25 protein-coding genes and 1 riboswitch are annotated in these 24,396 nt (G+C 68.2%); of the genes, 15 read left to right on the top strand and 10 right to left on the bottom strand.

Translation table 11 applies throughout. The features are described 5' to 3' along the window. Positions 1 to 9: 9 nt before the first annotated feature. The 4 genes from ACFVJ3_RS23495 (at position 10) to ACFVJ3_RS23480 (ending at position 4,071) form a co-directional block, all read left to right on the top strand. The gene (locus tag ACFVJ3_RS23495; protein WP_378454321.1) at positions 10 to 1,191 is read left to right on the top strand and encodes an acyl-CoA dehydrogenase family protein; all 1,182 of its coding nucleotides are present in this window, start codon (positions 10 to 12) and stop codon (positions 1,189 to 1,191) included. 37 nt (positions 1,192 to 1,228) lie between these two features. Further along, complete coding sequence (bphC, locus tag ACFVJ3_RS23490) at positions 1,229 to 2,134, top strand: biphenyl-2,3-diol 1,2-dioxygenase (RefSeq protein WP_378454320.1); 906 nt, start codon at positions 1,229 to 1,231, stop codon at positions 2,132 to 2,134. Positions 2,135 to 2,305: 171 nt separating this feature from the next. Further along, entirely contained in the window at positions 2,306 to 3,097 is a 792-nt protein-coding gene (locus ACFVJ3_RS23485; protein WP_378454319.1) for an IclR family transcriptional regulator, read from the top strand. Between the two features lie 20 nt (positions 3,098 to 3,117). Beyond that, entirely contained in the window at positions 3,118 to 4,071 is a 954-nt protein-coding gene (locus ACFVJ3_RS23480) for an alpha/beta hydrolase (RefSeq protein ID WP_378454318.1), read from the top strand. On the opposite strand, the gene ACFVJ3_RS23475 is transcribed toward ACFVJ3_RS23480, so the two are convergent. Then, positions 4,068 to 4,805: a PadR family transcriptional regulator gene (locus ACFVJ3_RS23475; RefSeq protein ID WP_378454317.1), complete on the bottom strand. Its 738-nt coding sequence runs from the start codon at positions 4,803 to 4,805 to the stop codon at positions 4,068 to 4,070. The genes ACFVJ3_RS23480 and ACFVJ3_RS23475 overlap by 4 nt on opposite strands. A gap of 130 nt (positions 4,806 to 4,935) precedes the next feature. Here ACFVJ3_RS23475 and ACFVJ3_RS23470 point away from each other — a divergent pair, with 130 nt between their 5' ends. From ACFVJ3_RS23470 to ACFVJ3_RS23430, 9 genes are all read left to right on the top strand, one after another. Further along, positions 4,936 to 5,454 (top strand): flavin reductase family protein, encoded by a 519-nt coding sequence (locus tag ACFVJ3_RS23470; RefSeq protein WP_378454316.1) that lies wholly within the window; start codon positions 4,936 to 4,938, stop codon positions 5,452 to 5,454. 118 nt (positions 5,455 to 5,572) lie between these two features. Further along, positions 5,573 to 7,264: an FAD-binding protein gene (locus ACFVJ3_RS23465; protein WP_378454315.1), complete on the top strand. Its 1,692-nt coding sequence runs from the start codon at positions 5,573 to 5,575 to the stop codon at positions 7,262 to 7,264. Continuing rightward, entirely contained in the window at positions 7,265 to 7,519 is a 255-nt protein-coding gene (locus ACFVJ3_RS23460; protein WP_378454314.1) for a hypothetical protein, read from the top strand. A 12-nt stretch (positions 7,520 to 7,531) separates the two neighbouring features. Continuing rightward, positions 7,532 to 8,332, top strand: coding sequence for a mycofactocin-coupled SDR family oxidoreductase (locus ACFVJ3_RS23455; protein ID WP_378454313.1), 801 nt, complete (start codon positions 7,532 to 7,534; stop codon positions 8,330 to 8,332). A 2-nt stretch (positions 8,333 to 8,334) separates the two neighbouring features. After that, the gene (locus ACFVJ3_RS23450; protein ID WP_378454312.1) at positions 8,335 to 9,165 is read left to right on the top strand and encodes a mycofactocin-coupled SDR family oxidoreductase; all 831 of its coding nucleotides are present in this window, start codon (positions 8,335 to 8,337) and stop codon (positions 9,163 to 9,165) included. Between the two features lie 47 nt (positions 9,166 to 9,212). Beyond that, positions 9,213 to 9,704 carry a nuclear transport factor 2 family protein gene (locus tag ACFVJ3_RS23445; RefSeq protein WP_378454311.1) on the top strand — a complete coding sequence of 164 codons (492 nt, stop codon included), beginning with the start codon at positions 9,213 to 9,215 and terminating at the stop codon, positions 9,702 to 9,704. Next, positions 9,704 to 10,465, top strand: a complete 762-nt coding sequence (locus ACFVJ3_RS23440; protein WP_378454310.1) for an SDR family NAD(P)-dependent oxidoreductase — start codon at positions 9,704 to 9,706, stop codon at positions 10,463 to 10,465. The genes ACFVJ3_RS23445 and ACFVJ3_RS23440 overlap by 1 nt, the downstream gene beginning before the upstream one ends. A gap of 270 nt (positions 10,466 to 10,735) precedes the next feature. Beyond that, the gene (locus ACFVJ3_RS23435; RefSeq protein ID WP_378454309.1) at positions 10,736 to 11,602 is read left to right on the top strand and encodes a TauD/TfdA dioxygenase family protein; all 867 of its coding nucleotides are present in this window, start codon (positions 10,736 to 10,738) and stop codon (positions 11,600 to 11,602) included. Between the two features lie 56 nt (positions 11,603 to 11,658). Then, positions 11,659 to 13,194, top strand: coding sequence for a phospholipase C (locus ACFVJ3_RS23430; protein WP_378454308.1), 1,536 nt, complete (start codon positions 11,659 to 11,661; stop codon positions 13,192 to 13,194). A gap of 10 nt (positions 13,195 to 13,204) precedes the next feature. On the opposite strand, the gene ACFVJ3_RS23425 is transcribed toward ACFVJ3_RS23430, so the two are convergent. After that, positions 13,205 to 14,182 (bottom strand): Gfo/Idh/MocA family protein, encoded by a 978-nt coding sequence (locus ACFVJ3_RS23425; RefSeq protein ID WP_378454307.1) that lies wholly within the window; start codon positions 14,180 to 14,182, stop codon positions 13,205 to 13,207. Between the two features lie 114 nt (positions 14,183 to 14,296). Continuing rightward, complete coding sequence (locus tag ACFVJ3_RS23420; protein ID WP_378454306.1) at positions 14,297 to 15,712, bottom strand: amino acid permease; 1,416 nt, start codon at positions 15,710 to 15,712, stop codon at positions 14,297 to 14,299. Between the two features lie 278 nt (positions 15,713 to 15,990). Between ACFVJ3_RS23420 and shiA the strand changes: the two genes are divergently transcribed. Then, the gene (gene shiA, locus ACFVJ3_RS23415; protein WP_378454305.1) at positions 15,991 to 17,349 is read left to right on the top strand and encodes a shikimate transporter; all 1,359 of its coding nucleotides are present in this window, start codon (positions 15,991 to 15,993) and stop codon (positions 17,347 to 17,349) included. A 36-nt stretch (positions 17,350 to 17,385) separates the two neighbouring features. Here shiA and ACFVJ3_RS23410 read toward each other — a convergent pair whose 3' ends face one another. The 3 genes from ACFVJ3_RS23410 to ACFVJ3_RS23400 are packed head-to-tail and all read right to left on the bottom strand — an operon-like array spanning position 17,386 to position 19,657. Further along, positions 17,386 to 18,165: an IclR family transcriptional regulator C-terminal domain-containing protein gene (locus tag ACFVJ3_RS23410; RefSeq protein WP_378454304.1), complete on the bottom strand. Its 780-nt coding sequence runs from the start codon at positions 18,163 to 18,165 to the stop codon at positions 17,386 to 17,388. A 45-nt stretch (positions 18,166 to 18,210) separates the two neighbouring features. Beyond that, positions 18,211 to 19,035, bottom strand: coding sequence for an arylamine N-acetyltransferase (locus ACFVJ3_RS23405; protein ID WP_378454303.1), 825 nt, complete (start codon positions 19,033 to 19,035; stop codon positions 18,211 to 18,213). 31 nt (positions 19,036 to 19,066) lie between these two features. Beyond that, positions 19,067 to 19,657, bottom strand: coding sequence for a hypothetical protein (locus ACFVJ3_RS23400; RefSeq protein WP_378454302.1), 591 nt, complete (start codon positions 19,655 to 19,657; stop codon positions 19,067 to 19,069). A 104-nt stretch (positions 19,658 to 19,761) separates the two neighbouring features. Here ACFVJ3_RS23400 and ACFVJ3_RS23395 point away from each other — a divergent pair, with 104 nt between their 5' ends. Then, positions 19,762 to 20,841, top strand: a complete 1,080-nt coding sequence (locus ACFVJ3_RS23395) for a PQQ-dependent sugar dehydrogenase (RefSeq protein WP_378454301.1) — start codon at positions 19,762 to 19,764, stop codon at positions 20,839 to 20,841. A 21-nt stretch (positions 20,842 to 20,862) separates the two neighbouring features. Here the strand turns inward: ACFVJ3_RS23395 and ACFVJ3_RS23390 are convergent, their stop codons facing one another. The 4 genes from ACFVJ3_RS23390 to ACFVJ3_RS23375 form a co-directional block, all read right to left on the bottom strand. Further along, the gene (locus ACFVJ3_RS23390; protein WP_378454300.1) at positions 20,863 to 21,651 is read right to left on the bottom strand and encodes an ABC transporter ATP-binding protein; all 789 of its coding nucleotides are present in this window, start codon (positions 21,649 to 21,651) and stop codon (positions 20,863 to 20,865) included. Continuing rightward, positions 21,648 to 22,703: a FecCD family ABC transporter permease gene (locus ACFVJ3_RS23385; protein ID WP_378454299.1), complete on the bottom strand. Its 1,056-nt coding sequence runs from the start codon at positions 22,701 to 22,703 to the stop codon at positions 21,648 to 21,650. The genes ACFVJ3_RS23390 and ACFVJ3_RS23385 overlap by 4 nt, the downstream gene beginning before the upstream one ends. Next, a complete protein-coding gene (locus ACFVJ3_RS23380; RefSeq protein WP_378454298.1) occupies positions 22,685 to 23,734 on the bottom strand; it encodes an ABC transporter substrate-binding protein in 1,050 nt (349 codons plus the stop codon). Before ACFVJ3_RS23380 ends, ACFVJ3_RS23385 begins: the two co-directional genes overlap by 19 nt. Before the next feature lie 64 nt (positions 23,735 to 23,798). Next, positions 23,799 to 23,866, bottom strand: a riboswitch (cobalamin riboswitch). A gap of 108 nt (positions 23,867 to 23,974) precedes the next feature. Beyond that, positions 23,975 to 24,304, bottom strand: coding sequence for a hypothetical protein (locus ACFVJ3_RS23375; RefSeq protein ID WP_378454297.1), 330 nt, complete (start codon positions 24,302 to 24,304; stop codon positions 23,975 to 23,977). Positions 24,305 to 24,396 lie beyond the last annotated feature (92 nt).

Below are 24,396 nucleotides of genomic sequence, written 5' to 3'. Positions count from 1 at the left end.
ACACGACAGATGACCCACGAGGTTCTCGACAACATCATCTCTATCGCGGATCAGCTCCGCGATCAGGCGCCCGAGGCCGAGCGGATCGGCCGGCTGCCCGACGACACGGCAAAGAAGCTCCGCGAGGCCGGCCCGATCAAGCTCCTCCAGCCCGGCAAGTACGGCGGCTACGAGGCTCATCCGCGCGAGTTCGCGGAGACGGTGATGGCCGCGGCGTCCCTCGACCCGGCCACGGGCTGGGTGTGCGGCATCGTCGGCGTGCACCCCTGGCAGCTGGCGTTCGCCGATCCGAAGGTGCAGGACGAGGTGTGGGCGGCAGACTCCGACACCTGGATGGCCTCGCCGTACGCGCCGACCGGGATCGCGACCCCGGTCGACGGCGGCTACCTCTTCAGCGGACGCTGGCAGTTCTCGTCGGGAACCGATCACTGCGACTGGATCTTCCTCGGTGCGATGCTCGGCGACAAGGACGGCGCGATGGCCCTGCCGCCGAAGATGCTGCACATGATCCTGCCGCGCAGCGACTACGAGATCGTCGAGGACTCGTGGAACGTCGTCGGGCTCAAGGGCACCGGTTCCAAGGACATCATCGTCCGGAACGCCTTCGTCCCCGACTACCGGGTGATGGACGCCGACGAGGTCATGAACGGCACCGCGGTGCAGAAGTTCGGGCGCACCGAGACGCTGTACAACATGCCGTGGTCGACGATGTTCCCGCTCGGGATCTCCTCCGCCGTGGTGGGAATCGCCGAGGGCGCCCTCGCCGCGCACCTCGACTACCAGCGCGACCGCGTCGGCGCGCAGGGCACCGCGATCAAGGACGACCCCTACGTCCTGTTCGCCGTGGGCGAGGCCGCGGCCGACATCAACGCCGCCCGCCAGGAACTGCTCGCCAACGTCGACAGGATCTGGGGCCTCGTCGAGTCGGGCAGGGAGGTCACCTTCGAGGACCGCGCGGCGGGACGCCGGACACAGGTGCGGGCCGCATGGCGTGCGGTCACCGCCGTCGACCAGATCTTCGCGCGGTCGGGTGGCAATGCGCTGCGGATGGACAAGCCCCTGCAGCGGTACTGGCGGGACGCGCACGCCGGCCTGGCACACGCCATCCATGTGCCGAGCACCGTCTACCACGCGTCGGCGCTCAGCTCGCTCGGCCTCGACCCGGCCGACAACCTCAAGTCGATGATCTGACCGGCGTCGGATCTCGAAAACAGCAGAAGGACAACACATGACAGACATCAAGGGGCTTGGCTACGTCAAGATCCAGACCAACGACCTGGAGCGGTGGCGCACGTTCGCGTTCGACGTGCTCGGATTCGCCGAGGGTTCGGGCCCGGACGAGGACGCACTGTACCTCCGCATGGACGAGCGCGCGGCCCGCATCGTGGTCGTGCCGGGCGAGACGGACGAGGTCGTCACCATCGGGTGGGAGGTTCGCGACCATGCGGGCCTGGTCCGGGTTCAGGAGGCGGTCGAGGGCGCCGGGATCGCCGTCAAACCGCTCGCGGTGGAAGAGGCCGACGCCCGCCGCGTCGAGGAGGTCGTCACGTTCCAGGACCCGACCGGTGCGACGATCGAGATCTTCCACGGCGCCGTCCTCGACCACAGCCCGGTGGTCACCCCGTTCGGCGCGAAGTTCGTCACGGGGGCGCAGGGCCTCGGCCACGTCGTGCTGCCGGTGATGGACTTCAGTGGCGCGTTCGACTTCTACACCGAGGTGCTCGGCTTCCTTCCCCGCGGCGCCTTCCGCATCCCGGCTCCGCCGGAGTTCGGTCCGATGCGGGTGCGCTTCCTGGGCGTCAACGAGCGTCATCACAGCCTGGCTCTGTGCCCCGCGCCGCACGGCGGTGCGCCGGGACTGGTGCACATCATGGTGGAGGTCGACACGCTCGACGCCGTCGGGCAGGCGCTCGACCGCGTCGTCAAGGACGGGTTCTCCGTCTCCTCGACCCTCGGCCGCCACACCAACGACAAGATGGTGTCGTTCTACGTGCGTGCCCCCGGCGGCTGGGACATCGAGTTCGGCACCGAGGGCATGAAGGTGGACGAGAAGTACTACTCCGCGGAGGAGATCACCGCCGACAGCTACTGGGGCCACGACTGGTCGGGAAGCGAGCCGCTGGCGGCCATGTAAAGGGGTGTCCGGGCCCGGTGTGCGTATCCACTCGATGCGTGCGCCGGGCCTGTGGGCTGTTCGGGGTCGTTCAGCCAGCACTATTGCAAATAGGTATATGCCTATTTATAGTAAGTGTCGCCAGTCACACACCGCGTCGCCGCATCGAGCAGCGCCGCTACGGAGGTCCCCATGACGACGACACTCAGCCCCACCCCCACCGCCGGCCTCGATCGCGCCGCCCTTCTCCTCGACGCCTTCGACGGCCCGGGCAGGCTCACGCTCGCGCAGATCGTGCGCCGCACGGGGCTTCCGCGATCCTCCGCGCACCGGATGCTCGAACGTCTCGTCCAGCTGCGGTGGCTCCGCCGGGAAGGCCGCGACTACGAACTCGGCATGCGGCTGTTCGAACTCGGGTCGCTGGCCGTGCATCAGGACCGTCTGCACCGGGCCGCGCTGCCCTTCCTGCACGAACTTCACCGGCTCACCGGGCACGCCGTGCACCTCGCAGTGCTCGAAGGAATCGACGTCGTCTACCTGGAGAAGATCGCCGGACGGTTCGGCGTCGGGTTGCCGTCCCGCGTCGGCGGCCGCCAGCCCGCGCACTGTACGAGTGTCGGCAAGGTGCTGCTGGCGCACTCGACCGAGTCCGTGGTCGACCGCGTCGTCGAGGCGGGTCTGCCCCGCAGCACACGATTCAGCATCGACTCACCTGCCGCGTTCCGCGCGGAACTGCAGAAGACCCGTGAACGTGGGGCGGCATACGACCGGGAAGAGGATCTCGTGGGCGTCAGCTGCGTCGCCGTGCCGGTGGGCACCGAGGACAACGTGGTGGCGGCCATCTCCGTGTGCGGTCCGAGCAGCCAGATCAAGCTCGATCACCGTCTGACCGCACCGATTCGCATGTCCGCCAAGGGCACCTGGCGCAATTACATGTCGACCGCGACGCCGGGCGCCGGACGCGCCGACCGATACTCCGCCTGAGGCGGGACGAAGGAGCACGAATGCCGCTCGACGAGCAGGCCGAGACCATCCTCCGGGGACTGAACGAGAACTTTCCCCGGGTGGAGACCATGACGGGCGCGCAGGCGCGGGCGGCGACGAAGGCGGGACGTAAGCCCGTCGTCGACCCCGAGTCGGTCGGTAGTGTGCGCGACCGGGAGATCCCCGGCGGGGCCGGACCGATTGCGGCACGCATCTATTCGCCGGCAGGGCATCCCGCGGAGTTCCTGCCCGTCGTCGTCTTCTTCCACGGCGGCGGGTTCGTGATCTGCGACCTCGACAGCCACGACGGCTTCTGCCGCGCGATGTGCAACGGGATCGGCGCCGTCGTCGTCTCCGTCGGCTACCGACTCGCCCCGGAATCGCAGTGGCCCGCCGCAGCGGACGACGCCTACGCTGCGACGTGCTGGGTCGCGCAGCACGCCCGCGAGTTCGGCGGCGATCCGGACCGTCTTCTCGTCGCCGGCGACAGCAGCGGAGGCAACCTCGCGGCGGTCGCGGCGCTGATGGCCCGGGACCGGGAGGCCCCCGCCGTCACCGGACAGCTACTGATCTACCCCGTCATCGAACCGGTCTTCGACACCGAGTCCTACGAGGAGTTCGCGGAAGATCACTTCCTCACCCGCTCTGCGATGCAATGGTATTGGGATCAGTACCTGCCGACCCACCGCGAGACCGTACCCGCCTACGCCGCCCCGGTCCGGGCCGAGGACCTCGGCGGGCTCCCACCCGCGATCGTGATCACCGCCGAACGCGATCCCCTCCGGTACGAGGGGGAGAAATACGCCGGGGCGCTCGCCGACGCCGGTGTTCCCGTGCAATGCCGGCGGGTCGAGGGAATGTTCCACGGATTCTTGACGATCGACGCGATGACCGCGGCGCAGACCGCGCGGCGAGAGCTGTGGCCTCAGCTCCGGAATCTGCTGGCCGAACCGGTGCGGACTCCGTCCGGCTAGTCTTCGCGCTCCGCCTCGTCGTCCGCGTCCTGTGCCGCTTTCATTGCGGCCTGGTACTCCTGCTGCGCCTCGCGGGAGCGCCGGATCGAATGTGATGCGGCCGGTTTCGGCACACCGGGATGTTCCGGCGTCCCTTCGCCGTGCATCCGCTCGACGGCGTCGTCGATGTCGGCGAGCATCTGCTTCGCGAGCTCGCTCTCGGCTGCGTAGTAACGCTCGGACCACTTGTTGACCATGTGCGCGAACGCCCACGTGGGTTCGACGTCGGAATCGCGGGCGTCGAGTGCGGCCTGCCTGCTCATCCCCTCCACGTACGAGATGTGCTCCTTCAGGGCATCTTTGAGCTGTTCCGGCTCGGTGAGGTGACCGAGCCACATGCGCAGCATCACGCCGTGCTTGAGGACGGGCGGATCGATCGGCGCCTCCCGCGCCCAGCTGCGCATGACGGCCATGCCCGCGTCCGTGATCTTGTACAGGCGCTTGGGTTTCACCCGCGCCCCGTCGTCCACGACGGTCCGCGACGTCACGTATCTCAGGTCCTCGAGCTTCTTCAGCTCCGAGTACACCTGGCTGAAGGACGGGCTCCAGTAGAAGAAACGCACGCTGTACGACGCCCACTTCTTCAGGTCGTAGCCGGACAGTTCCTCGCCGAACGACAGGATGCCGAGTACCGGCCAGCTCGTCGATCGGAGGCCGGCGAACCCGGAGCTCTGTGTGGGGTCGGACGATGGCATTTCCCGAGCCTATCAACCGTGCGCCGCCGGCTGGACAGCCCGAAACCCTGCCGCTGGGCGGGACGGGGCATTCCCCGCCGGGAGGTGCCGCGGCCAGGCTGAACGCAACCCGTCGATCCGAGGAGACACGATGACCCGAACCGAAGAACCCGTGCCGCCGGTGGCACGACGCATCGACCCCGCCGAGCTCAAGGCGGTGCTCGGGCACTTCTGCACCGGCGTCACGGTGATCACCGCACACGACGGCGAGAGTCCGCACGGCTTCACGTGCCAGTCCTTCGTGTCGCTGTCGCTGGACCCGCCGTACGTGTCGTTCAGCCCCGCACGGACGTCGACCAGCTGGCCGCGGCTGCGGGCGAGCGAACACGTCTGCGTCAACGTCCTCGCCCACGACCAGCGGGACGTGTGCGGCACGTTCGCGACCAGCGGCGCCGACAAGTTCTCCGGCGTCGGGTGGTCGCACGCCGGAAACGGTGCCCCGGCGCTGGACGGTGTGCTCGCGCAGGTGCAGGCCACCGTCGAGTTCGAGCACGACGCCGGTGACCACACCATCGTCGTTGCGCGCGTCACCGGCCTGGACGTGCTCCGAGATGCGCCGCCGCTCCTGGTGTACCGCGGCGGGCTCGGCATCTTCACCGCGGCCACGTAGCCGCGCTTTCTCCCGCTCGGCGGCGGTGCCGCTGTCTCCCGCTCCGCGGGAAGGGCTGTGGGAAAAAGCAATTGACACCGGCAGGGTGTGATCGAGACCACTTCGGAAGGTGTGCACGATGAGCGTAGACGAGCAGAACTGGGACCGGGAGGTAGATCTCCTGGTGATCGGCAGCGGTGCGGGTGGAATGACCGCCGCCCTCGCCGGGGCCGAGCGAGGACTCGACACCCTCGTCGTCGAAAAGTCGGGGGTGTACGGCGGTTCGACGGCACTGTCCGGCGGCGCCCTGTGGATTCCCAACTCTCCGATCCTCGTCCGTGAAGGTCGCGCCGACGACCCCGGCGACGTCCGGAAGTACCTGGAGTCGATCGTCGGCGACAGCGTTCCGGCCGAACGTCTCGACGCGTACATCGAGCAGGGGCCGGCCATGATGAGGTTCTTCGAACAGAACTGCCCGCATCTCCGGTTCTCCTGGTGCGAGGACTATTCCGACTACCACCCCGAGAACGTGGGCGGACGGCCGAAGGGGCGGACGGTCGAACCGTTGCCGTTCGACATGAACCAGCTCGGCGCCGACGGCGACCTGCAGCGGCCGAACTCCCTCGCGATGCCGGGTGGGCTGTACATGACGTCCACCGAGTTCCGTCACCTCAACATGTTCTTCCGCACCTGGGCCGGACGCAGGACCGCGCTGGGTGTCGGCTGGCGTTCGGTCTTGGCGATGCTGCGGCGCAGGCGGATGGAGACTCTGGGGCAGGCCCTCGTCGGCCGGCTACGGCTCACGCTCCAGGAGGCAGGGGTTCCGCTGTGGCTGAACTCCCCACTGAAGGGTCTGGTCACGGACGAATCAGGAGCTGTCACGGGCGCGGTCGTCGAGTCCGGGGGACAGGAACTGCGGATCCGCGCCCGCCGCGGCGTCATGATGGCCACCGGCGGATTCGAGCAGAGCGAGGAGATGCGGAAGCGGTTCCTCCGGGAAGGCGGCAAGGACAACTACAGCGCCGGCTCACCCGACAACACCGGAGACGGAATCGTCGCGGGGGAGCAGGTCGGCGCCGCCGTCGATCTGATGGACGACGCCTGGTGGATGCCGTCGTTCCGGCGGCCGGACGGCATCATGCACGTCCTGGTGTCGGAGCGGTCGATCCCGCCGTCGCTGATCGTCGACCAGAACGGCAAGAGGTTCACCAACGAGGCGTCCCCGTACGTGTCGTTCGTCCACGACCAGATCGCCGGTGGTCACGACCCCGTGTGGTTCGTGTTCGACTCGAAGGCCAAGAGCCGTTACCAGTTCGGTGGTGTGATGCCCGGCCAGAAGTTCCCCGCGGAGTGGTTCGAGACTGGGCTGATGCAGCGCGCCGCATCCCTCGGCGAGCTCGCGCAGAAGATGGGCGTTCCCGAGGAGTCGCTGTCCGCGGAGATCGCCCGGTTCAATGGTTTCGCGCGTGCGGGGGTCGACGCCGACTTCGGTCGCGGCGACAGCGCCTACGACCGGTACTACGGCGACCCGCGACTGCCCAACCCGACCCTGGACGAGGTCGACAGGGCCCCGTACTACGCGGTGCGGATGGAAGCCGGCGACCTCGGCACCAAGGGCGGGCTCGTGTGCAACGAGCACAGCCAGGTGTGCCGTGGCAGCGGCGAACCGATCGCCGGGCTCTATGCCACGGGCAACACGTCGGCGTCCGTGATGGGCAACGACTACGCCGGTGCAGGCGCGACCATCGGTCCCGCGATGGTGTTCGGCTGGGTCGGCGCTCGGCATGCAGCCGGGGCGGGGCCCCGCAATGTCACCGGGGCGGTGAGCTGAGTGCTTCCCGTCGAATGCCGGCGCTGCGGTAATGCGGTGCTCGTGGAGAAATACAGCGAGGCGCACACGAGCGTGCAGTGGCTGGGCGACGCCGAGCAGACCTGCCCGGAGTTCGCCCAGCGTGCGCAGGAGGGGGAGCACTCGATGTTCGTCCCCACCTGCGGCGCGCTGCGCGGATCGATCGACGATGCGGTGGAGACCGGGCGGGTGGGGCTCTCCCTGCGCAGCTACCCGACTCCGGGCCGCCTGGACTAGAAGGGACAACCGATGTCACGGATGGCAGGCAAGGTCGCCTTCATCACCGGTGCCGGAAACGGCATGGGACGCAGTCACGCGGTCCGGCTCGCGGAGGAGGGCGCCGACGTCGTCGTCGTCGATCTGCCGTCGGCCGAATCGGATCTCACCGAAACGGGAAGGCTGGTCGGCGAACTCGGCCGGCGGGCGGTCGTCGCCCACGCCGATGTGCGTGACCCGTCGGCGTTGCGCGCGGCGGTCGACGCCGGAGTCGCGGAATTGGGCCCCCTCGACGTCGTCGTCGCGAATGCCGGTGTCTGCGACAACCCCGGACCGGCGTGGACGATCGACGATTCGGTCTGGCATCGATCGCTCGACGTCAACGTCACCGGCATCTGGAACACGGCGAAGGCTGCGGTTCCGGCGATGCGGGACGGCGGCGGTTCCGTCGTGATCGTCAGTTCGACCGCCGGCATCAAGGCAGTGGCCGGGGCCGCCCACTATTCGGCGTCCAAGACCGCCGTGGTCGGGTTGGCCCGGACCCTCGCCAACGAACTCGGACCGCAGTTCATCCGGGTGAACGTGCTGCACCCCGGTGCCGTCGGTACCCGCATGACCCTGAATTCCGAGACGATGGCACGGCTGCGGCCGGACCTCGAGAATCCGACCCGGGACGACGTCGTCCCCGTCCTCGCAGCGAACCACATGCTGCCCGTTCCGTGGCTGGACTCGCGGGACGTCAGCAATGCGCTGCTGTTCCTGGCCTCGGACGAATCGCGTTACATCACCGGCACACAACTCGTGGTCGACGCCGGACTGACCCAGAAGGTGTAGAGATGACAGGTCGAGTGAACGGAAGAGTCGTCCTGGTCACCGGTGCCGCACGCGGGATCGGCCGGGCGCAGGCGTTGCGGTTCGCACAGGAGGGCGCGGACGTCGTCGCCGTCGACCTGTGCGGCCCGGTCGGCACGGTGGTGACGCCACCGGCGAGTCCGGAGGACCTCGAGGAGACCGCGAAACTGGTCCGGGACACCGGCCGCCGGATCGTGACCGCGCAGGTGGACGTGCGTGACGGGACGGCGCTCGCCGAGGCGGTCACCGCGGCGGCCGGCGAGCTGGGCGGGCTGGACTTCGTGTGCGCGACGGCAGGCATCACGTCCTCGGGTGCCGCGCTGGAGCTCGACTCCGAGACGTGGCAGACGATGCTCGACGTCAATCTGACGGGGGTGTGGCAGACGTGCAAGGCGGCGGCCCCGCACCTGATCGAGCGGGGCGGCGGGGCGATGGTCCTGACGAGCTCCATCGCCGGTCTGCGCGGGCTCGTCGGCGTCGCCCACTACACCGCGGCCAAGCACGGGGTGGTGGGACTGATGCGGTCGCTGGCCAAGGAGCTCGCGCCGCACCGGGTGCGGGTCAACAGCGTGCATCCCACGAACGTGGACACGGACATGATCCAGAACGACATGGTGCGGCGGGCGTTCCGGCCCGACCTCGTGCACCCCACCCGCGAAGAGTTCGCGGCGGCCGCCGTGACGATGAACATGCTGTCGATTCCGTGGATCGAGCCGGTCGACGTGGCCAACGCCGCGCTGTTCCTGGCCTCGGACGAGGCGCGGTACATCACGTCCGTCGCCCTGCCGGTCGACGCGGGCAGCGTCAGTCGATAATCCCCTAGTCGGTCCGTGTGGTGTGCCATCCGTGGTATGTAGAACAGGTGTCAGTTTCCGATCTCGAGGACGTCGCCGCGATCAGCAGGCTCAAGTACGCGTACCTGCGCGCGCTGGACACGAAGAGCTGGGACGAGTTCGCCGACACCCTGCTGCCGGACGCCACCGCGAATTACGGTGAGCGCCTCACCTTCGACTCCCGCGACGCGCTCGTCGAATACATGAAGTCGACCCTCGGAGCGAACACCATCACCGAACACCACTGCGGTCACCCGGAGATCGACGTCGACGGCGACACGGCGACCGGACGCTGGTACCTCTCCGACACGGTGCTGATCCCGGAACACGGCATGCTGCTGCGCGGGGCGGCGTTCTACTCCGACCGCTACTTCCGCGGACCGGACGGCCGATGGCGGATCGCGCACACCGGATACGAGCGCACCTACGAGGCGGTGATGTCGCTGTCCGACATTCCCAGCTTCCGGCTGACGTCCAACCGGTGGGCAGCGGACACGGAACCCGGCAAAGGAGACTCGTGATGGGGACACTGGACGGCAAGGTCGCACTGATCACCGGCGCCGGTCAGGGAGTGGGCGCCGGCATGGCGTTCGCGCTGGCCAAGGAGGGCGCCCGGATCGCGGTGGTCGGGCGAACGGAGGCGAAACTCGTCGACACGTGCGCCGCCATCGCCGACTTCGGCGGCGTCGCCGAGCCGATCGTCTGCGACGTCAGCAAACGCGATCAGCTGGGCCCGATGGTCGACCGGGTCGTGGACGCGTTCGGTGGCATCGACATCCTCGTCAACAACGCCAACGCGAGCGCGCTCGGACCGCTCCTCGACATCACTCCGAAACTTCTCGACCGCGCCATGGCCGTCGGTCCGGTGGCCACCCTGTTCCTCATGCAGCTGTGCTACCCGCACCTGAAGGCGCGCGGCGGCGGCTCGATCATCAACCTCGTCAGCTCGTCGGCGGTGCGGTGGGACACCAGCGGCTACGGGCTCTACGCGGCCACGAAGGAGGCGATGCGCTCGCTCACCCGGACCGCGGCCAGCGAATGGGGACCCGACGGGATCCGTGTCAATGCGATTGCGCCGCATGCACTGTCCCCGGGCCTGAAATGGTGGACGGAGAACAATCCCGAGGAGGCCGCCGAGTTCGTGAAGTCGATCCCGCTCGGCCGGATCGGTGATTGCGAGCAGGACATCGGACGTGCCGTCGTCTTCCTCGTGGGCCCCGACGCCGGTTACCTGTCGGGCGCCACCATCCCGCTCGACGGCGGTCAGGCGCGCTGGAGCTGATCGCCGCCGATTGCCCCGAGCTTGCTCATTTCCCTCCCATCCGGTAGGAATTGCGTCGTGCATACGACTCACCTGGTGCGACGCCTCACCGTCGACCTGTGCCGTACGTGCGCCAACATCTGTTGTTGCTGATGGCCCGGCGCGCGTACCGCGTGCTGTCCAGTCCTCGGTAGCCTCCGGCATCCGGTAATTCCTCACGCATTCTCCGCGTTCGCAGGTCCGGGCCGGTGCGCCCGTCTCCAGGCTCGATCACCATCGCGGAAAGACATCATGAGTACTGCATTCGAAACCAGAACAGCGTCGCTGACGCTCGACAAGTTCGGCCCCCACTTCGGGGCCGAGATCATCGGCCTGGACGTCGGGGCCGCCACCGACGGCGAGGTGGCCGCGATCCGGTCGGCGTTGACCGAACACAAGGTGCTGGTCCTGCGGGGTCAGTCACTGGACGACGCGAGCCACATCGAGTTCGGTCGCCGTCTCGGGCAGCTGACCGCGGGGCACCCCGTCCACGACAGCGGCGACGTCGCGCAGGAGGTGTACGCGCTCGACAGCCAGGACAACGGTTTCGCCGACGTGTGGCACACCGACGTGACGTTCATGAAGCGACCGCCGCTGGGGTCGATCCTCCGCCCCGTCGTCCTCCCACCGCACGGAGGCGACACCAACTGGGCCGACAGCCAACTCGCGTACGAGTCTCTCTCGCTGCCGGTCCGGCAGATGATCGACCAGCTGACCGCGGTGCACGACGGCAACCGCGAGTTCGGGTACTACCTCGCGCAGAAGCGTGGCGGCAAGGGAAACGTCTGGGACGGTGAGGAAGTCACGGCGCTCGTGCCCGTCGAGCATCCCGTCGTGCGGGTTCACCCGGATTCGGGACGCAAGGGCATCTTCGTGAACCCGGGCTTCACGTCCCACATCGCCGGAGTGTCCGAGGCGGAGAGCCGGGGAATCCTCGACTTCCTCTACGCACACCTGACCAAACCCGAGCACATCGTGCGGCACCGCTGGCGCCTCGGCGACCTCGTGCTGTGGGACAACCGCAGCACCGTGCACTACGCCAACCGCGACTACGGCACCCAGCACCGTGTCATGCACCGCATCACGTTGGAAGGTGATGTGCCATTCGGCCCGCAGTAGGGCAACCTCCGCATTCGCCGGGCGGGCGGCGTCCGCAGCGACTACCGTCACGATCCGTGACCCCGGCATCGGACATCTCACGACGCAAGTTCCTCGCCTCCGCCGCAGCGGCCGGTGGCGCCGCCTTTCTCAGTTCGTGGGCGGGACCGGTGATCGACCGCGCCTACGCGCAGGACCCGGGCGGTAGCGGGTCGCTGAACGACATCGAGCACTTCGTCTACCTCATGCAGGAGAACCGCTCGTTCGACCACTACTACGGCACGCTGTCGGGGGTGCGCGGGTTCGACGACCCGTCACCGGCGTGGCAGCAGTACGGCTGGACGCCGGGTGCCGGGCCGACCCCGACCGGGTTTCTCAACCCGTTCCGGCTCGACACCACGCAGGGCACGCACCTCGACGGCGAGTGCATCAACGACCCCACCCATTCGTGGGGTCCTCAGCACGACGCGTGGAACGGCGGCGCGATGGACCGGTGGATGCCGGTGCACATCGCGCACGAGGGGCCGCTCAACGGTCCCGCGACGATGGGCTATTACACGCGAGCCGACATCCCGGTGCACTACGACCTCGCGGATGCCTTCACGATCTGCGACCACTACTTCTGCTCGGTACTCGGACCGACGGACCCGAACCGGCTGTACTGGATGACGGGCACTATCGACCCGGACGGGCTGGCAGGCGGGCCGCTGGTCGAGACGCCGACGGTGATCCCCAAATTCGTGTACTCGTGGCGCACCTATCCGGAGAACCTGCAGGAGGCCGGCGTCAGCTGGAAGGTGTACGCCAACAAGGACCTCGGCCCCGTGTCGAGTGTGGCGCTCGACGGGATGCTCGGCTGCTTCACGCAGTACAGCGACCCGAATTCGGAACTCGCTCGCCGCGGCCTCGATCCGACGTACCCGAACGACTTCCGGGCCGACGTCGCGAACGGCACCCTGCCCGCGGTGTCCTGGATCGTGCCCAACATCTTCACCTGCGAGCATCCGGCGCTTCCGCCGGCCGCGGGCGCGGTCGGGATCGTCGAGGTACTCGACATCCTCACGTCGAACCCGGCGATCTGGGAGAAGACGGCGCTGATCATCAGTTACGACGAGAACGGCGGCTTCTTCGACCACGTCACCCCGCCCACCCCGCCGCCGGGTACCCCGGGCGAATACCTCACGGTTCCGTTGAACACGGTGTCGGAGAGCGAGAACAACCCCGGTCCGATCGGCCTCGGTTTCCGGGTGCCGTCGCTGATCATCTCGCCGTACAGTCGCGGCGGCCTCGTCGCGTCCGACACGTTCGACCACACGTCGCAGCTCCGGCTGCTGGAGAAGCGGTTCGGCGTGCCCGTCCCCAACCTCACCGAGTGGCGCCGCGGCGCCGTCGGCGACATGACGTCCGCCTTCGACTTCTCGTCGGCACCGAACTCCGGTGTTCCCGTGATGACCGACCCCGGGCCACGCTTGCAGGCGGCGATCGCGCAGTGCGGGCCGAACGTGGCCGCTGGGACGCTCAACGCCGGTGCACCTTACCCCGTCCCGCCGAATTCGATGCCCGTGCAGGAACAGTCGCCGCTGCGGCGACGCCCCAGCGGGCTGATCATGTAGCGACCTCTCCTCAGGGACGCACCGCGCGGCCCTCCTCGATCGACTGCAGGACGGCCAGCGCGGCGGTCACCGAACGCAGTCCGTCGTGTCCGGTCGCCACGGGCCCACCGTCCCCGCGGACGGCGTCGACGAACGCCCGGATCCCCGGTGCGTACAGGTTGTCGACGGTTTCGAGCGGGACGGTCGTGTCCTGCCCGTCCGCGACGATCCGCAGCGTTCCGGTGGGATCGGGGCGCATGCAGTCGGTGGCGACGAGAGTGCCGGACGTTCCGTGGATCTCGAATCCGGTCACGGCGCCCGGGACCGTGTACGCGTCGTGGAGCGAGAACAGGGTGGAAGTGCCGAGCACGCCGCTCGTCATCACGGCGTCCGCCGGACCCTCGCTCAGTCCCTGGCACACGCCCACCGCCGTCACCGTGGTCGGTTCCATCCCGGTGACGAAGCGGAGCGTGTCGATGTCGTGCACCGCGAGGTCGAGGACGACTCCGCCGCCGACGCCGTCGAGGCGCCACCCACGCAGGGCCTGGCGCAGCAGGATGGCGTTGCTGACGCGCACTGACAGGATGTCGCCGATCGCACCCTCCGCCAGCATCTTTCGCGCTGCGCGGTGAACGGGATGGGTGCGGAGGTGATGGTTGGTCGCGAAGACGACCCCCGCGGCCGCGGCCGCGTCGACCATCTTCTGCGCCTGAGTGATGTCGAAGGAGAGCGGCTTCTCGCACAGCACGTGCAGGCCCGCGTCGATCGCGGCCATGGCGTGGTCGAAGTGCTTGTCGTTGGTCGACGAGATGTAGGCGGCCTGGACGTTCCCGCCCACCGCCTCGCGCAGGTCGCCGGTGGCGGACTCGATGTCGTGGGTCCGCCGGTAGTCCTCCGCGCGCGCCGCGTCACCGCTGAGCACGACTGCCGCGGTCTGCCCGCACTCGCGTAGCGCGGGGAGCACGCGTGTTGCAGCGATGTTGCTCGCGCCGAGAATCGCCCACCTCATGAGCTTCGGTCCTTCCTCGGGCCGGTGGGTCCGGCCTTCCCTCGGCGGGACTGTACGCCGAGTTCTGAGAGCGCACTACTGTTCGTTATGCGAACGGCGGTGGCCGGTCCGAGCTCAGGGGCGGAGGACGTCGACCGTTTCGCCGGAGGTCGAGGGATCCGGCGTCTCGTCGGTGGTACCGCGCGTGCGCTGACGATAGATCCCGATTCCGACCACAACGGCGGCGAGTCCCATCGAGACGTACATCTGGCTCCTGGTCTCCGGCAGCACGAGCATGCCGACGCAGAGCGCGATGATGGCGGCGATGGTGCACCACGTCAGGTACGGGAACAACCACATCTTCAGCGACAGGTCCTTGCCCTCCGCCTCGAGGCTGCGCCGCATGCGCAACTGCGACACCGAGATGGCCAGCCACACGAACAGGGCGATCGCGCCCGAGGAGTTGACGAGGAACAGGAACACGGTGTCCGGGTACAGGAAGTTGAGGCCCACGGTCAGGAATCCCACAACCGTCGAGACGAGCACGGCCTGGCGCGGAACGCCGGACGAGCCGATCTTCGACAGCGAGGCCGGGGCGTCGCCGCGGCGGGAGAGCGAGAAGATCATGCGGCTCGCCGTGTACAGGCCGGAGTTCAGGCAGGACAGCACCGAGGTGAGCACGACGACGTCCATGATGTTGCCGGCCGCAGGGATGCCGAACGAGTCCATGACGGCGACGTACGGGCTGAGCGCGACGGAGGCGTCGTCCCAGGGGAGCAGCGTCACGACGACGGTGATGGAGCCGATGTAGAAGATGAGGATGCGCCACACGACGGAACGCACCGCATTGCGCACTGCCGCCACGGGGTTCGCGGATTCACCTGCGGCGATGGTGGCGATCTCGGCACCGAAGAACGAGAACACGACCACGAGGACCGCCGCGAACACGGCACCTGCCCCGTTGGGGAAGAACCCGCCGTGGCCGGTGAGGTTGGTGAGTCCGGGCGCTTCGACGCCGGGCAGGGCTCCGCAGATCGCGAGGACACCGAGCACCAGGAAGATGACGATCGCTGCGACCTTGATCGACGCGAACCAGAACTCGAACTCGCCGAACGACTTCACGGACGCGATGTTCGTCAGCGTGAGCAACACCATCAGGATCAGTGCCCAACTCCACTGCGGGACGTCGGGAATCCAGCGGTTCATGATGACTGCGCCTGCCGTCGCCTCGATGCCGAGGACGATGATCCAGAACCACGCATAGAGCCAGCCGATGCTGAAGCCGGCCCAGCGGCCGATCGCGCGGTCGGCGTACGCCGAGAACGATCCTGTCTCGGGGTTGGCGGTCGACATTTCGCCGAGCATGCGCATCACCAGGATGACGACGATGCCCGCGAGTGCGTAGGCCACGAGAACGCCGGGGCCCGTCTCGCGGATCGCGACCCCGGAGCCCACGAAGAGGCCTGCGCCGATCACCCCCGCGATAGCGATCATCGAGAGGTGCCGCTTCTTCAGCGTGTGCTGAAGCTGCGGATCGGTGGTTCCTGACATGAAGAAATCCCTTCGGCGCTACTCCGGGTGTGATGTGCGTCGCTGATTCGGGAAAGTGTGTACGAGTCGCGGGGGCTCCGGAACCGCCGATTCGGTGAATTTCGTGCGGTCGAGATAGACGAAACGGCAGTACCACGCATCTGCCCAGTGGGTGCCGCGCATCTGCTTTGTCTTGACAACGCGGAAACGCTATGGCTACCGTCACATTATTCAATCAGCGGACATGCGTTCGATATGCGAACAGGGTTGTCCGGCACCAACCTAGACGGGACTTCGGAATGAGCGATCACGCCTTCACCCCGGCAGCCGAGAAGCAGGCGCGAAGAGCAGCGCTGAGCAGTTTCGTCGGCGCGGTCATCGACTGGTACGACTTCCTGCTCTACGGGTTGGTCGCCGCACTGGTCTTCAACTCGGAGTTCTTCCCGAACGTCAGCCCGGCGATCGGAACGCTCGCCGCGTTCGCGACGTTCGGCGTCGGGTTCCTGTTCCGACCGCTCGGAGGCGTGGTGTTCGGCCACTACGGCGACCGCATCGGACGCAAGCGGATGCTGATCCTCACCGTCCTGATCATGGGCACGAGCACCGGCCTGATCGGACTGCTGCCGTCGTTCGGGTCGATCGGCTGGTGGGCACCGGCCCTGCTCGTCACGCTGCGCGCCATCCAGGGCTTCGCCGTCGGCGGCGAATGGGGTGGGGCCGCGCTGATGGCCGTCGAGAGCGCGCCGCCGAAGAAGAAGGCGTTCTACAGCAGCGGAGTGCAGGTCGGCTACTCGGTCGGACTCATCCTCGCCACCGGATTCGTCATGCTCATGAGCAACCTGACCACCGAGGACGCGTTCAGTCAGTGGGGTTGGCGTGTCCCCTTCGTCGCCAGCGTCGTCCTGGTCGGTATCGGTCTGTGGATCCGCGCCGGAGTCCAGGAGAGCCCCGAGTTCGTCGAAAAGGTCGAGAAAGTCGAGGAGGAGCAGACCGCGCACGACAAGAAGCGGATTCCGCTCGTCGAGGCACTGCGCAACCACCCGAAGGCCTTCCTCCAGATCATCGGTCTGCGTTTCGCCGAACTGTTCTCCATGTACATCGTGACCACGTTCGCGCTGAGCTACTCCACTCAGGAACTGGGGATGGAGCGCAACTTCATGCTCAACGTCGGCCTGCTCGTCGGTGCCGTCGGTATCGGCACCATCCCGCTGTTCGCGTGGCTGTCCGACAAGCACGGCCGGCGGCGCGTCTACATCCTCGGCGCCCTGATCGGCGCGGTGTGCGCGTTCCCGTTCTTCCTCTTCCTCGAGAACGGGTCGATGGTCGGCACCGTCATCCTCGCCGTGCTTCTCGTCAACATCTCGCACGACATGGTCGTCAGCGTGCAGCAGCCCCTGTTCACCGAGATGTTCGGGGCCGAGTACCGGTACAGCGGCGCGGGCGTCGGATACCAGGTGGCCAGCGCGATCGGCGGCGGCTTCACCCCTTTCATCGCGGCAGCGCTGGTCACCGCCAGCGGCGGGTCCTGGCACCTCGTGGCCGTGTACCTGGCCGGCGGCTGCATCGTCAGCGCACTGATCGCGTGGCGACTCCAGCCCGATTCGAGTGCCGACGAGTCGGACGCCGCCACACAAGCCAAGCTCGAGAACGCGCATTGAACATGGCTGGACAGGCGAGGCGCGCCGCGTAGGTGGTCAGCCGAGGGACAGGTCGGAACCGATCCGCTCCGCGGTCGCGACGAGTTTCGGCACCACCGACGCCTCGACGTCGTTCCGCGTGTACTGGGTGCCCTGCAGCGAGGAGTTGAGGGCGGCGACCACGGCGCCCGTCCGATCCCGGATGGGAACGGCCGCGCCGCGGATACCGATCTCGAGTTCGTTCTCCGACATCGACCAGCCGTCCGCGGCGGCCTTCCGGACCTCGGCGCGCAATTGTTCGGCGTCGGAGATCGTGTGGGGTGTGAAGGACTGGAATTCGGTGGCTTTCAGGTAGCCGTCGAGCGCGTCGGCCGAAAGTCCCGCCAGCAGCACCCGTCCCGTCGACGTCGCGTACGCGGGGAACCGCATGCCCACCGTGATGGAGATACGGATGATCCTGGGCGAGCGGACCCGCGCCACGTACACCACGTCGGGACCGTCGAGGATGGTGACCGAGATGGTCTCGCCCAGCTCTTTCGCGAGAGCCTCGATGTGCGGATCGGCGACCTGCGGTAGTCGCAGCGCGGCGAGGTACGAGAAGCCGAACCGCAGCACGCGGGGCGTGAGCGAGAAGTTGCGTCCGTCGAGACGCAGGAAACCCTTGTCCACCAGGGTGAGCAGAATACGGCGCGCCGTGGACCGGGTGATCCCGACAGCCTGCGCCACCTCACTCAGTGTGCGTTCCCGGTGCTGGTCGTCGAAGCATTCGAGAACGCTCAGGCCACGGTCCAGGGACTCGAGGAAATACCGTTCCCCCGACGCCGGCTGCTCGGCCACCTCAGCAGCCACCTGTTTCGCGCACGCCGTCATGCTACCGGGCGACTACGTGTGCCGGAGCCGGCTGAACGCCGCATCCAGTGCGGGCAGTCCGCTCGTGTCGATGAGGAAATCGGTCTCGAGACTGTCCCGCAGTTCGTCGACGGTCGCCAGTTCGCGCCGCTCGGACGACCCGCCGAGGTGGTGCACCGTCAGTCGCGTTCCGGCCAGGGCGTAGCGGCGGTCTTCCGTGGCCCGCGCCGCCATGAGTCCGGTCACGAAATGCGATCCGGGCCAGGTCGACAGATACCAGTTGGGGGCCTCGTAGTCGACGGGGTACTGCCTGGTGAGGTCGAACCGGTAGAGGGTCCGCCACTCGTCACCGACGAGCGCCTGCATCGCGTAATCGCCCGCGACGTCGACCAGCCGGAACGGTTCCAGCGGGGTCTCCTGCACGGTGTCCAGTTCGAGGCGCAGCGTCGTGTTGAGGGTCATGCCGCCGAACCCGACGTCGATGAGCCGCCGCTCGCCGGCGACGTCGACGAGCAACAGCATGTGTGAGCGCGGAGTGACCGCATCGATCGGAGATCCCCACAGAACCCGCGCGGCCAGCGGCGTCACGTCGAATCCGAGCTCGAGCAGGACAGCCCGCAGCAGAAGATTCTGCTCGAAGCAGTAACCGCCTCTTCGTGATTCGACCAATTTCTGTTGAAGCGACGGCAAATCGAGCCGGTTCGGTGTGCCGAGGAACGGGTCGAGGTTCTCGAACGGGATCGACCGGGCGTGATGTGCGGCAACCTGGTTCAGCGTCGCCGTCGTCGCGGATCGGTCGCCGTCGTATCCGATCCGTTCGAAATACCGCTCCAGATTCAGATCGCCCGCAGTGGCCATGGAGCACAGTGTAAGCGCGGCGAATCACCGATCAGAGGTCGTCGGGAGCGGTTGCCGCGAGGTAGGCGGCGCCACGCGGCGAGATCCGGTACCCGACGTCGAGGCTGTGCGTCAGCCCCAGGTTCTTCAGCTTCCGGACGTCCCGCTTGAACGGCTGCGTCTCGCGGCCGAGGCTCTCCGCGAGATCGGGCGCGCGGCGGCCGGGGTTGTCGGCGACGAGCTGCAGGATCGTGCGCGTCCACGGGCCGTGACTGCTCCGCGCATCCAGGCGCTCCAGGTGCTGCGCGATATCCGCGATCGTGTCGTCCGAGAGGTCGTCGTCGCTGCTCAGTGCGATGCGGGGATCCTCGCCGACCCACTCGAGGCCGATCCGGTACACCGGCTGTCCGGGGGTGCCGCGCAGCGCGGCCAGCGCGTCGGCGACGGACGCGGCCCCGGCGCGGCGGGCGTCGGCCTCGGTGATTCCGTCCGGGTCGACGGTCGTGATCGAGCTGATCCGGACCATTCCGGAGACGGTGTGGAACTCCGAGCCCTCGAGCACCCGCGGTGCTGCCCAGCGGCGGAAGGCGACCGTGACGGCGCCGTCTGCCACCCCCTGCGCGATCTTCCGCGGAAGGATCACCCGCCGTCACCTCCTCATGTGAGTGGCGATGCGTGGTCGAGGATACTTTGCCACTCACCTGGGGGAGGATGAACAGGGTGCGGTCGCGTGACGGGAGGACACCCATGGGACGGCGACTTTTCGCGGCCACAGCGTTGCTGGTGGCCGTCACGTGCGCGGCATGCCAGTCGGAGGGGAGTTCCGCGGAGCCGTCGGCGACCACCGCAGTCGCCGCACCCGCAGGCAGCGAGCCCACGGTGATCGCCGCCGACCTCGACGTGCCATGGGGGATAGCGCTCCTGCCGGACGGAACGGCACTGATCGCGGAACGCGACAGCGGCGCGATCCGGCGCCTGCAGGCGAACGGCGACACGACCGTGATCGGCGAGGTGCCCGGCGTGGCGGCTCGGGGCGAATCGGGGCTGCTGGGCCTGGCCGTCTCGCCCTCCTACGCGTCGGATCAGACGATCTACGCGTATCTGACCACGGACGACGACAACCGGGTGGTCGCCCTGCGGTTCGACGGTCGCAGCCTCGGCGAGCCGGCCCCGATCCTGACGGGCATCCCCGCCGGATCCATCCACGACGGCGGGCGGATCGCATTCGGCCCGGACGGCAGGCTGTACGTCGCCACCGGTGAAGCCGGCGACCGGCCACGCGCCCAGGACCCGTCCTCCCTTGGCGGCAAGATCCTGCGGATCAACCCCGACGGGTCGATCCCGGCCGACAACCCCACCCCCGGTTCACCCGTCTGGTCGCTCGGGCACCGCAACGTGCAGGGCCTCGCGTGGGACGACGCCGGCCGGCTGTGGGCCACCGAGTTCGGGGCGAACACCTGGGACGAGGTGAACCTGATCCAACCGGGCGGCAACTACGGATGGCCGGAGGTCGAGGGGCGGTCGGACGAGGCAGGCTTCGTCGACCCGGTGGTCCAATGGTCCACCGGCGAGGCGTCCCCGTCCGGGCTCGCGTTCCAGGACGGCGCGCTGTGGGTCGCGGCGCTGCGCGGCGAACGACTGTGGCGGATCCCCGTGGGCGTTGACGGCTCGCTCGGCGAACCGCAGTCGCTGTTCGAAGGCGAGTACGGGCGACTACGTACCGTCGTCGCGACACCGGACGGTGCCGTCTGGTTCAGCACCAGCAACCGCGACGGGCGCGGCGATCCCGGGGACGGTGACGACCGCATTCTCATGCTGCGCCCGTGAGTACTTATTAACCACGGGCGGTTAATAAGTACTCACGGGCGCGGAGCGCACCGGACGGTACGTGACGGTCGGGTAGCCGGTGACGGGATCGACGGTGACCCCCGCCCGCACCCGGTACACCTGCTCGACGAGGGCCTCGGTGATCACCTCGGCGGGACAGCCGGCGGCGACGATGCGGCCGCCCTCCAACACCACTACGCGATCGCAGAACATCGCGGCGAGGTTGAGATCGTGCAGGGCGATGTAGCTGGTGAGAGGCAGTTCGGCGACCAGGGACAGGATGTCGAGCTGATGCTGGATGTCCAGGTGGTTGGTCGGCTCGTCCAGCAGCAGTTCGTCCGGCTCCTGCGCGAGGGCCCGCGCGATCTGGGCGCGTTGCCGTTCGCCGCCGGAGAGTGTGTGCCACAGCCGGTGCGACTTCGACGTCATGCCGGTGTGCTGGAGGGCGCGCTCGACGGCCGGGGCGTCAGCCGACTCGTCGCCGCCGAACATTCCGCGGTGCGGGATGCGGCCGAGCCGGACCACGTCGAGGACGGTGATGTCGACCTCCGTGTCGGAATGCTGATCGACCATCGCCACCCGGCGGGCGATCTGCCGTCGCCGGAGGGTCCTGATGTCGGTGTCGTCGAGGAGGACCCGGCCGGTGTCGGGCTCGGCGATCCCGCTGAGCAATCGCAGCAGTGAGGACTTGCCCGAACCGTTGGGGCCGAGAAGTCCGATGGTCTCGCCTGCTGCGGGGTCGACGGACACCCCGTCGAGCACGAGGTGTCCGCCGCGGCTCCAGCCGAGGTTCGCGGCGCGCAGGGTCATGGGCTCGTCCTCATGCGGAAGAGGATGACGGCGAAGGCCGGGACGCCGATCAGGGCGGTGACGACCCCGACGGGAACTTCCTGGGGTGCGAACACGGTGCGGGCGATCGCGTCCACCCACACCATGAAGATCGCGCCGACCACGGCGGTGGTGGGCAGCAGCCGGCTGTGCCGGGGGCCGACGAGGAACCGTGCGGCGTGCGGCAGGACCAGCCCCACGAACCCGATCGCGCCCGCCGCGCTGACGAGCGCCGCCGTGACCAGCGCGGTGACGGTGAGGAGCAGGAGGCGGATCCACCGCACGGACACTCCGAGGGATGCGGCCGCGGTGTTCCCGAATGTGAAGGCGTCCAGCGCGGAGGACGTGAGGAGGCAGACGCCGATGCCGATCGCGGTGACGGCCCCGCAGAGCGCCACGTCGGCCCAGTCGGCCCCGGACAGCGACCCGAGCAGCCAGAACAGCACCCCGCGGGTCTGCTCGGCGTCGGCGGACGAGATCACGATGAACGACGTCAACGCGGAGAAAAGTTGCGTACCGGCCACTCCCGCGAGCACCACCCGCGACGTGCCGCCGCCTGCACCGGTCGCCAGCAGCATCACCAGGGCGAACGAGATCACCGCACCCGCGAATGCGCCCGCCGACAACGACACCGCCCCGGCGCCGAGACCGAGGACGACGACGAGCACCGCCCCGGTGGACGCGCCCGACGAGATGCCGAGCACGAACGGGTCGGCGAGCGGATTGCGCAGCAGCGACTGCATGATCGCTCCGCACAACGCCAGACCCGCGCCGCACACCGCCGCGAGAAGGGTCCGCGGCAGGCGCAACTCCCACACGATGCCGTCCTTGATCCTGCTCACCCCCGAACTGCCCAGACCGAAGTGCTCGAGGACCACCGCGTACACGTCGCCCACCGACAGGCTCGCCGGACCGAGGGTGATGACGACCCCGATCGACGCCGCGAGCACCACCACACCGCCGAGGAGGAGCGCGGCGAGCAGCGGCCTGGAGTCGAACCGTGTTGCCGCCAAGGTCAGTTCGCCAGTCCCCACTGCTTCAGCGCGGCCGCCGTCTTCTCCACGCCGTCGACGGTGCGGATCGACGGGTTCATGTCGGCGCCGTTCACGACGATGTACCGCTTGTCCCGGACGGCGGTGAGCCGCTGCGTCACCGGGTTCGACTCGAGGAACGCGATCTTGCTGTCGAGCGCATCGCCGTCGATGCTCCGGCGGCTGAGGTCGGCGAGGACGAGGGCGGTGGGGTCGCGGTCGAGCACGCTCTCCCAGCTCACCTGCGGCCACTCGTTGGTGGTGTCGGAGAAGATGTTCTGCGCCCCGACCGAGTTGGTGATGATGCCCGAGGATCCGCAGCAACCCGCCATGTACGGGGTCTTGGTGTCGGCGAACCAGTACGCCAGCGACACCCCGGAGGCCTCGACCTCACGCGAGGCGGCGTCGAACCGCTGCTGCAATTCCGCGACGAACTGCTCACCGCGGTCGCGGACGTCGAAGATCGCGGCGAGTTCGCGGATCTCCTCGTAGACGGTGTCGATGCGCAGCGGCTCGGTGCGCGCCCCGTCGGCGTTGACGCTCTCGTCCGTCTTGCCTTCGCAATCGGTCGGCGACAGATAGCTGGGGACGCCCAGTTGGTCGAACTGGTCGCGATCGGCCACACCGCCCGGCCCGAGGGTGCCGCCGAACGACGCCGTCACGAAATCGGGTTCGGCGTCGAGTACTACCTCGAACGACGGCTTGTTGTCGGCGAGCCGCGGAACCCTCGCGTTGTCGGCGGTCAGATTGTCGCGGACGGGGTCGGTCCAGGTGGCGGTTCCCGCCAGGCGGTCCGCCAGACCGAGGGACAGCAGGATCTCGGTCGAACCCTGGTTCAGCGACACCGCCCGCTGAGGCGGCGCGTCCACGGTGACCGTGTGCCCGCAGTTCTCCAGGGTCATCGGGTAGCGGGAGGAATCCGCGGCGGCGGTCTCCTCGGTGGCGGGGGAGTCGCCGGCCGACGAACAACCGGAGACGAGCAGCGCGGATGCCGCGCAGAGAACGGCAGCAGCCTGCCGGAACGAGATGCGCATGGCGCGGGAACTCCTTCATCAGGGCCCAGTCGCGGAGCCGAGAATTCACCGAACGCGATCAGGAGTATTCGGGCTCCGGCCCTCGAAGGACCGTTACCGTTGCGCGTCAGCCCCGGATTCACACCGGGTTCCCTCGCCGATCGTGGCCGTACGGACGGCCTCGGACACCATATACCCGGCCTGCGGCTCCGCCGCCTGTGAGTACTTGTTAACCGCCCGCGGTTAACAAGTACTCACAGGTCAGTCGGTCCAGGGGACGATCGGCGGCTTCACCCACATGATCTTCTCGTCGCGGTGCGCCGGGGTGGCGGCGGGATGGTCGGGGTGGCGCTCCGCCCACGCCGACTTCTGGTCGAGCAACTCGACCACGGTCAGCCACGTCTCCATGGTGCTCGGCGGGTTCGACCCGGCCGCCCGGGCGAGTTTCCGCAGCGTGCTATCGGTGAGGTCGAGGAGTTCCTGACCGCTGATTCCGCGATCCCACACGTACCGCGCGAGTCCCATCGCCTTCTCGCGTCGTCGCTTCGCAGCGCCTTCGGTGTGCGCGAAGTCGACTTCCTGAGGTTCCATCGTCTTCCCTTCTCGTGCGCGTCACCACGGTAGGTCACCCGTGTCTCGTCCCGGTATCGTGGGAGGACGATTCTCGCAGCAGACGCGAGCGG

This window comes from Rhodococcus sp. NPDC127593, assembly GCF_042671975.1.
Taxonomy (GTDB): Bacteria; Actinomycetota; Actinomycetes; order Mycobacteriales; family Mycobacteriaceae; genus Rhodococcus_F.
This window is presented reverse-complemented; position numbering and strand designations above follow the sequence as displayed.

Bases quoted from the DNA above. Each gene is read 5' to 3' on its own strand.
- ACFVJ3_RS23465 (WP_378454315.1), top strand. From the start codon at position 5,573: ATGAGCGTAGACGAGCAGAACTGGGACCGGGAGGTAGATCTCCTGGTG.
- ACFVJ3_RS23395 (WP_378454301.1), top strand. From the start codon at position 19,762: ATGGGACGGCGACTTTTCGCGGCCACAGCGTTGCTGGTGGCCGTCACG.
- ACFVJ3_RS23480 (WP_378454318.1), top strand. From the start codon at position 3,118: ATGCCGCTCGACGAGCAGGCCGAGACCATCCTCCGGGGACTGAACGAG.
- ACFVJ3_RS23380 (WP_378454298.1), bottom strand. From the start codon at position 23,734: ATGCGCATCTCGTTCCGGCAGGCTGCTGCCGTTCTCTGCGCGGCATCC.
- ACFVJ3_RS23485 (WP_378454319.1), top strand. From the start codon at position 2,306: ATGACGACGACACTCAGCCCCACCCCCACCGCCGGCCTCGATCGCGCC.
- bphC (WP_378454320.1), top strand. From the start codon at position 1,229: ATGACAGACATCAAGGGGCTTGGCTACGTCAAGATCCAGACCAACGAC.
- ACFVJ3_RS23425 (WP_378454307.1), bottom strand. From the start codon at position 14,182: ATGAGGTGGGCGATTCTCGGCGCGAGCAACATCGCTGCAACACGCGTG.
- ACFVJ3_RS23495 (WP_378454321.1), top strand. From the start codon at position 10: ATGACCCACGAGGTTCTCGACAACATCATCTCTATCGCGGATCAGCTC.
- ACFVJ3_RS23440 (WP_378454310.1), top strand. From the start codon at position 9,704: ATGGGGACACTGGACGGCAAGGTCGCACTGATCACCGGCGCCGGTCAG.
- ACFVJ3_RS23455 (WP_378454313.1), top strand. From the start codon at position 7,532: ATGTCACGGATGGCAGGCAAGGTCGCCTTCATCACCGGTGCCGGAAAC.
- ACFVJ3_RS23375 (WP_378454297.1), bottom strand. From the start codon at position 24,304: ATGGAACCTCAGGAAGTCGACTTCGCGCACACCGAAGGCGCTGCGAAG.
- ACFVJ3_RS23475 (WP_378454317.1), bottom strand. From the start codon at position 4,805: ATGCCATCGTCCGACCCCACACAGAGCTCCGGGTTCGCCGGCCTCCGA.
- ACFVJ3_RS23435 (WP_378454309.1), top strand. From the start codon at position 10,736: ATGAGTACTGCATTCGAAACCAGAACAGCGTCGCTGACGCTCGACAAG.
- ACFVJ3_RS23405 (WP_378454303.1), bottom strand. From the start codon at position 19,035: ATGGCCACTGCGGGCGATCTGAATCTGGAGCGGTATTTCGAACGGATC.
- ACFVJ3_RS23450 (WP_378454312.1), top strand. From the start codon at position 8,335: ATGACAGGTCGAGTGAACGGAAGAGTCGTCCTGGTCACCGGTGCCGCA.
- ACFVJ3_RS23470 (WP_378454316.1), top strand. From the start codon at position 4,936: ATGACCCGAACCGAAGAACCCGTGCCGCCGGTGGCACGACGCATCGAC.
- ACFVJ3_RS23390 (WP_378454300.1), bottom strand. From the start codon at position 21,651: ATGACCCTGCGCGCCGCGAACCTCGGCTGGAGCCGCGGCGGACACCTC.
- shiA (WP_378454305.1), top strand. From the start codon at position 15,991: ATGAGCGATCACGCCTTCACCCCGGCAGCCGAGAAGCAGGCGCGAAGA.
- ACFVJ3_RS23420 (WP_378454306.1), bottom strand. From the start codon at position 15,712: ATGTCAGGAACCACCGATCCGCAGCTTCAGCACACGCTGAAGAAGCGG.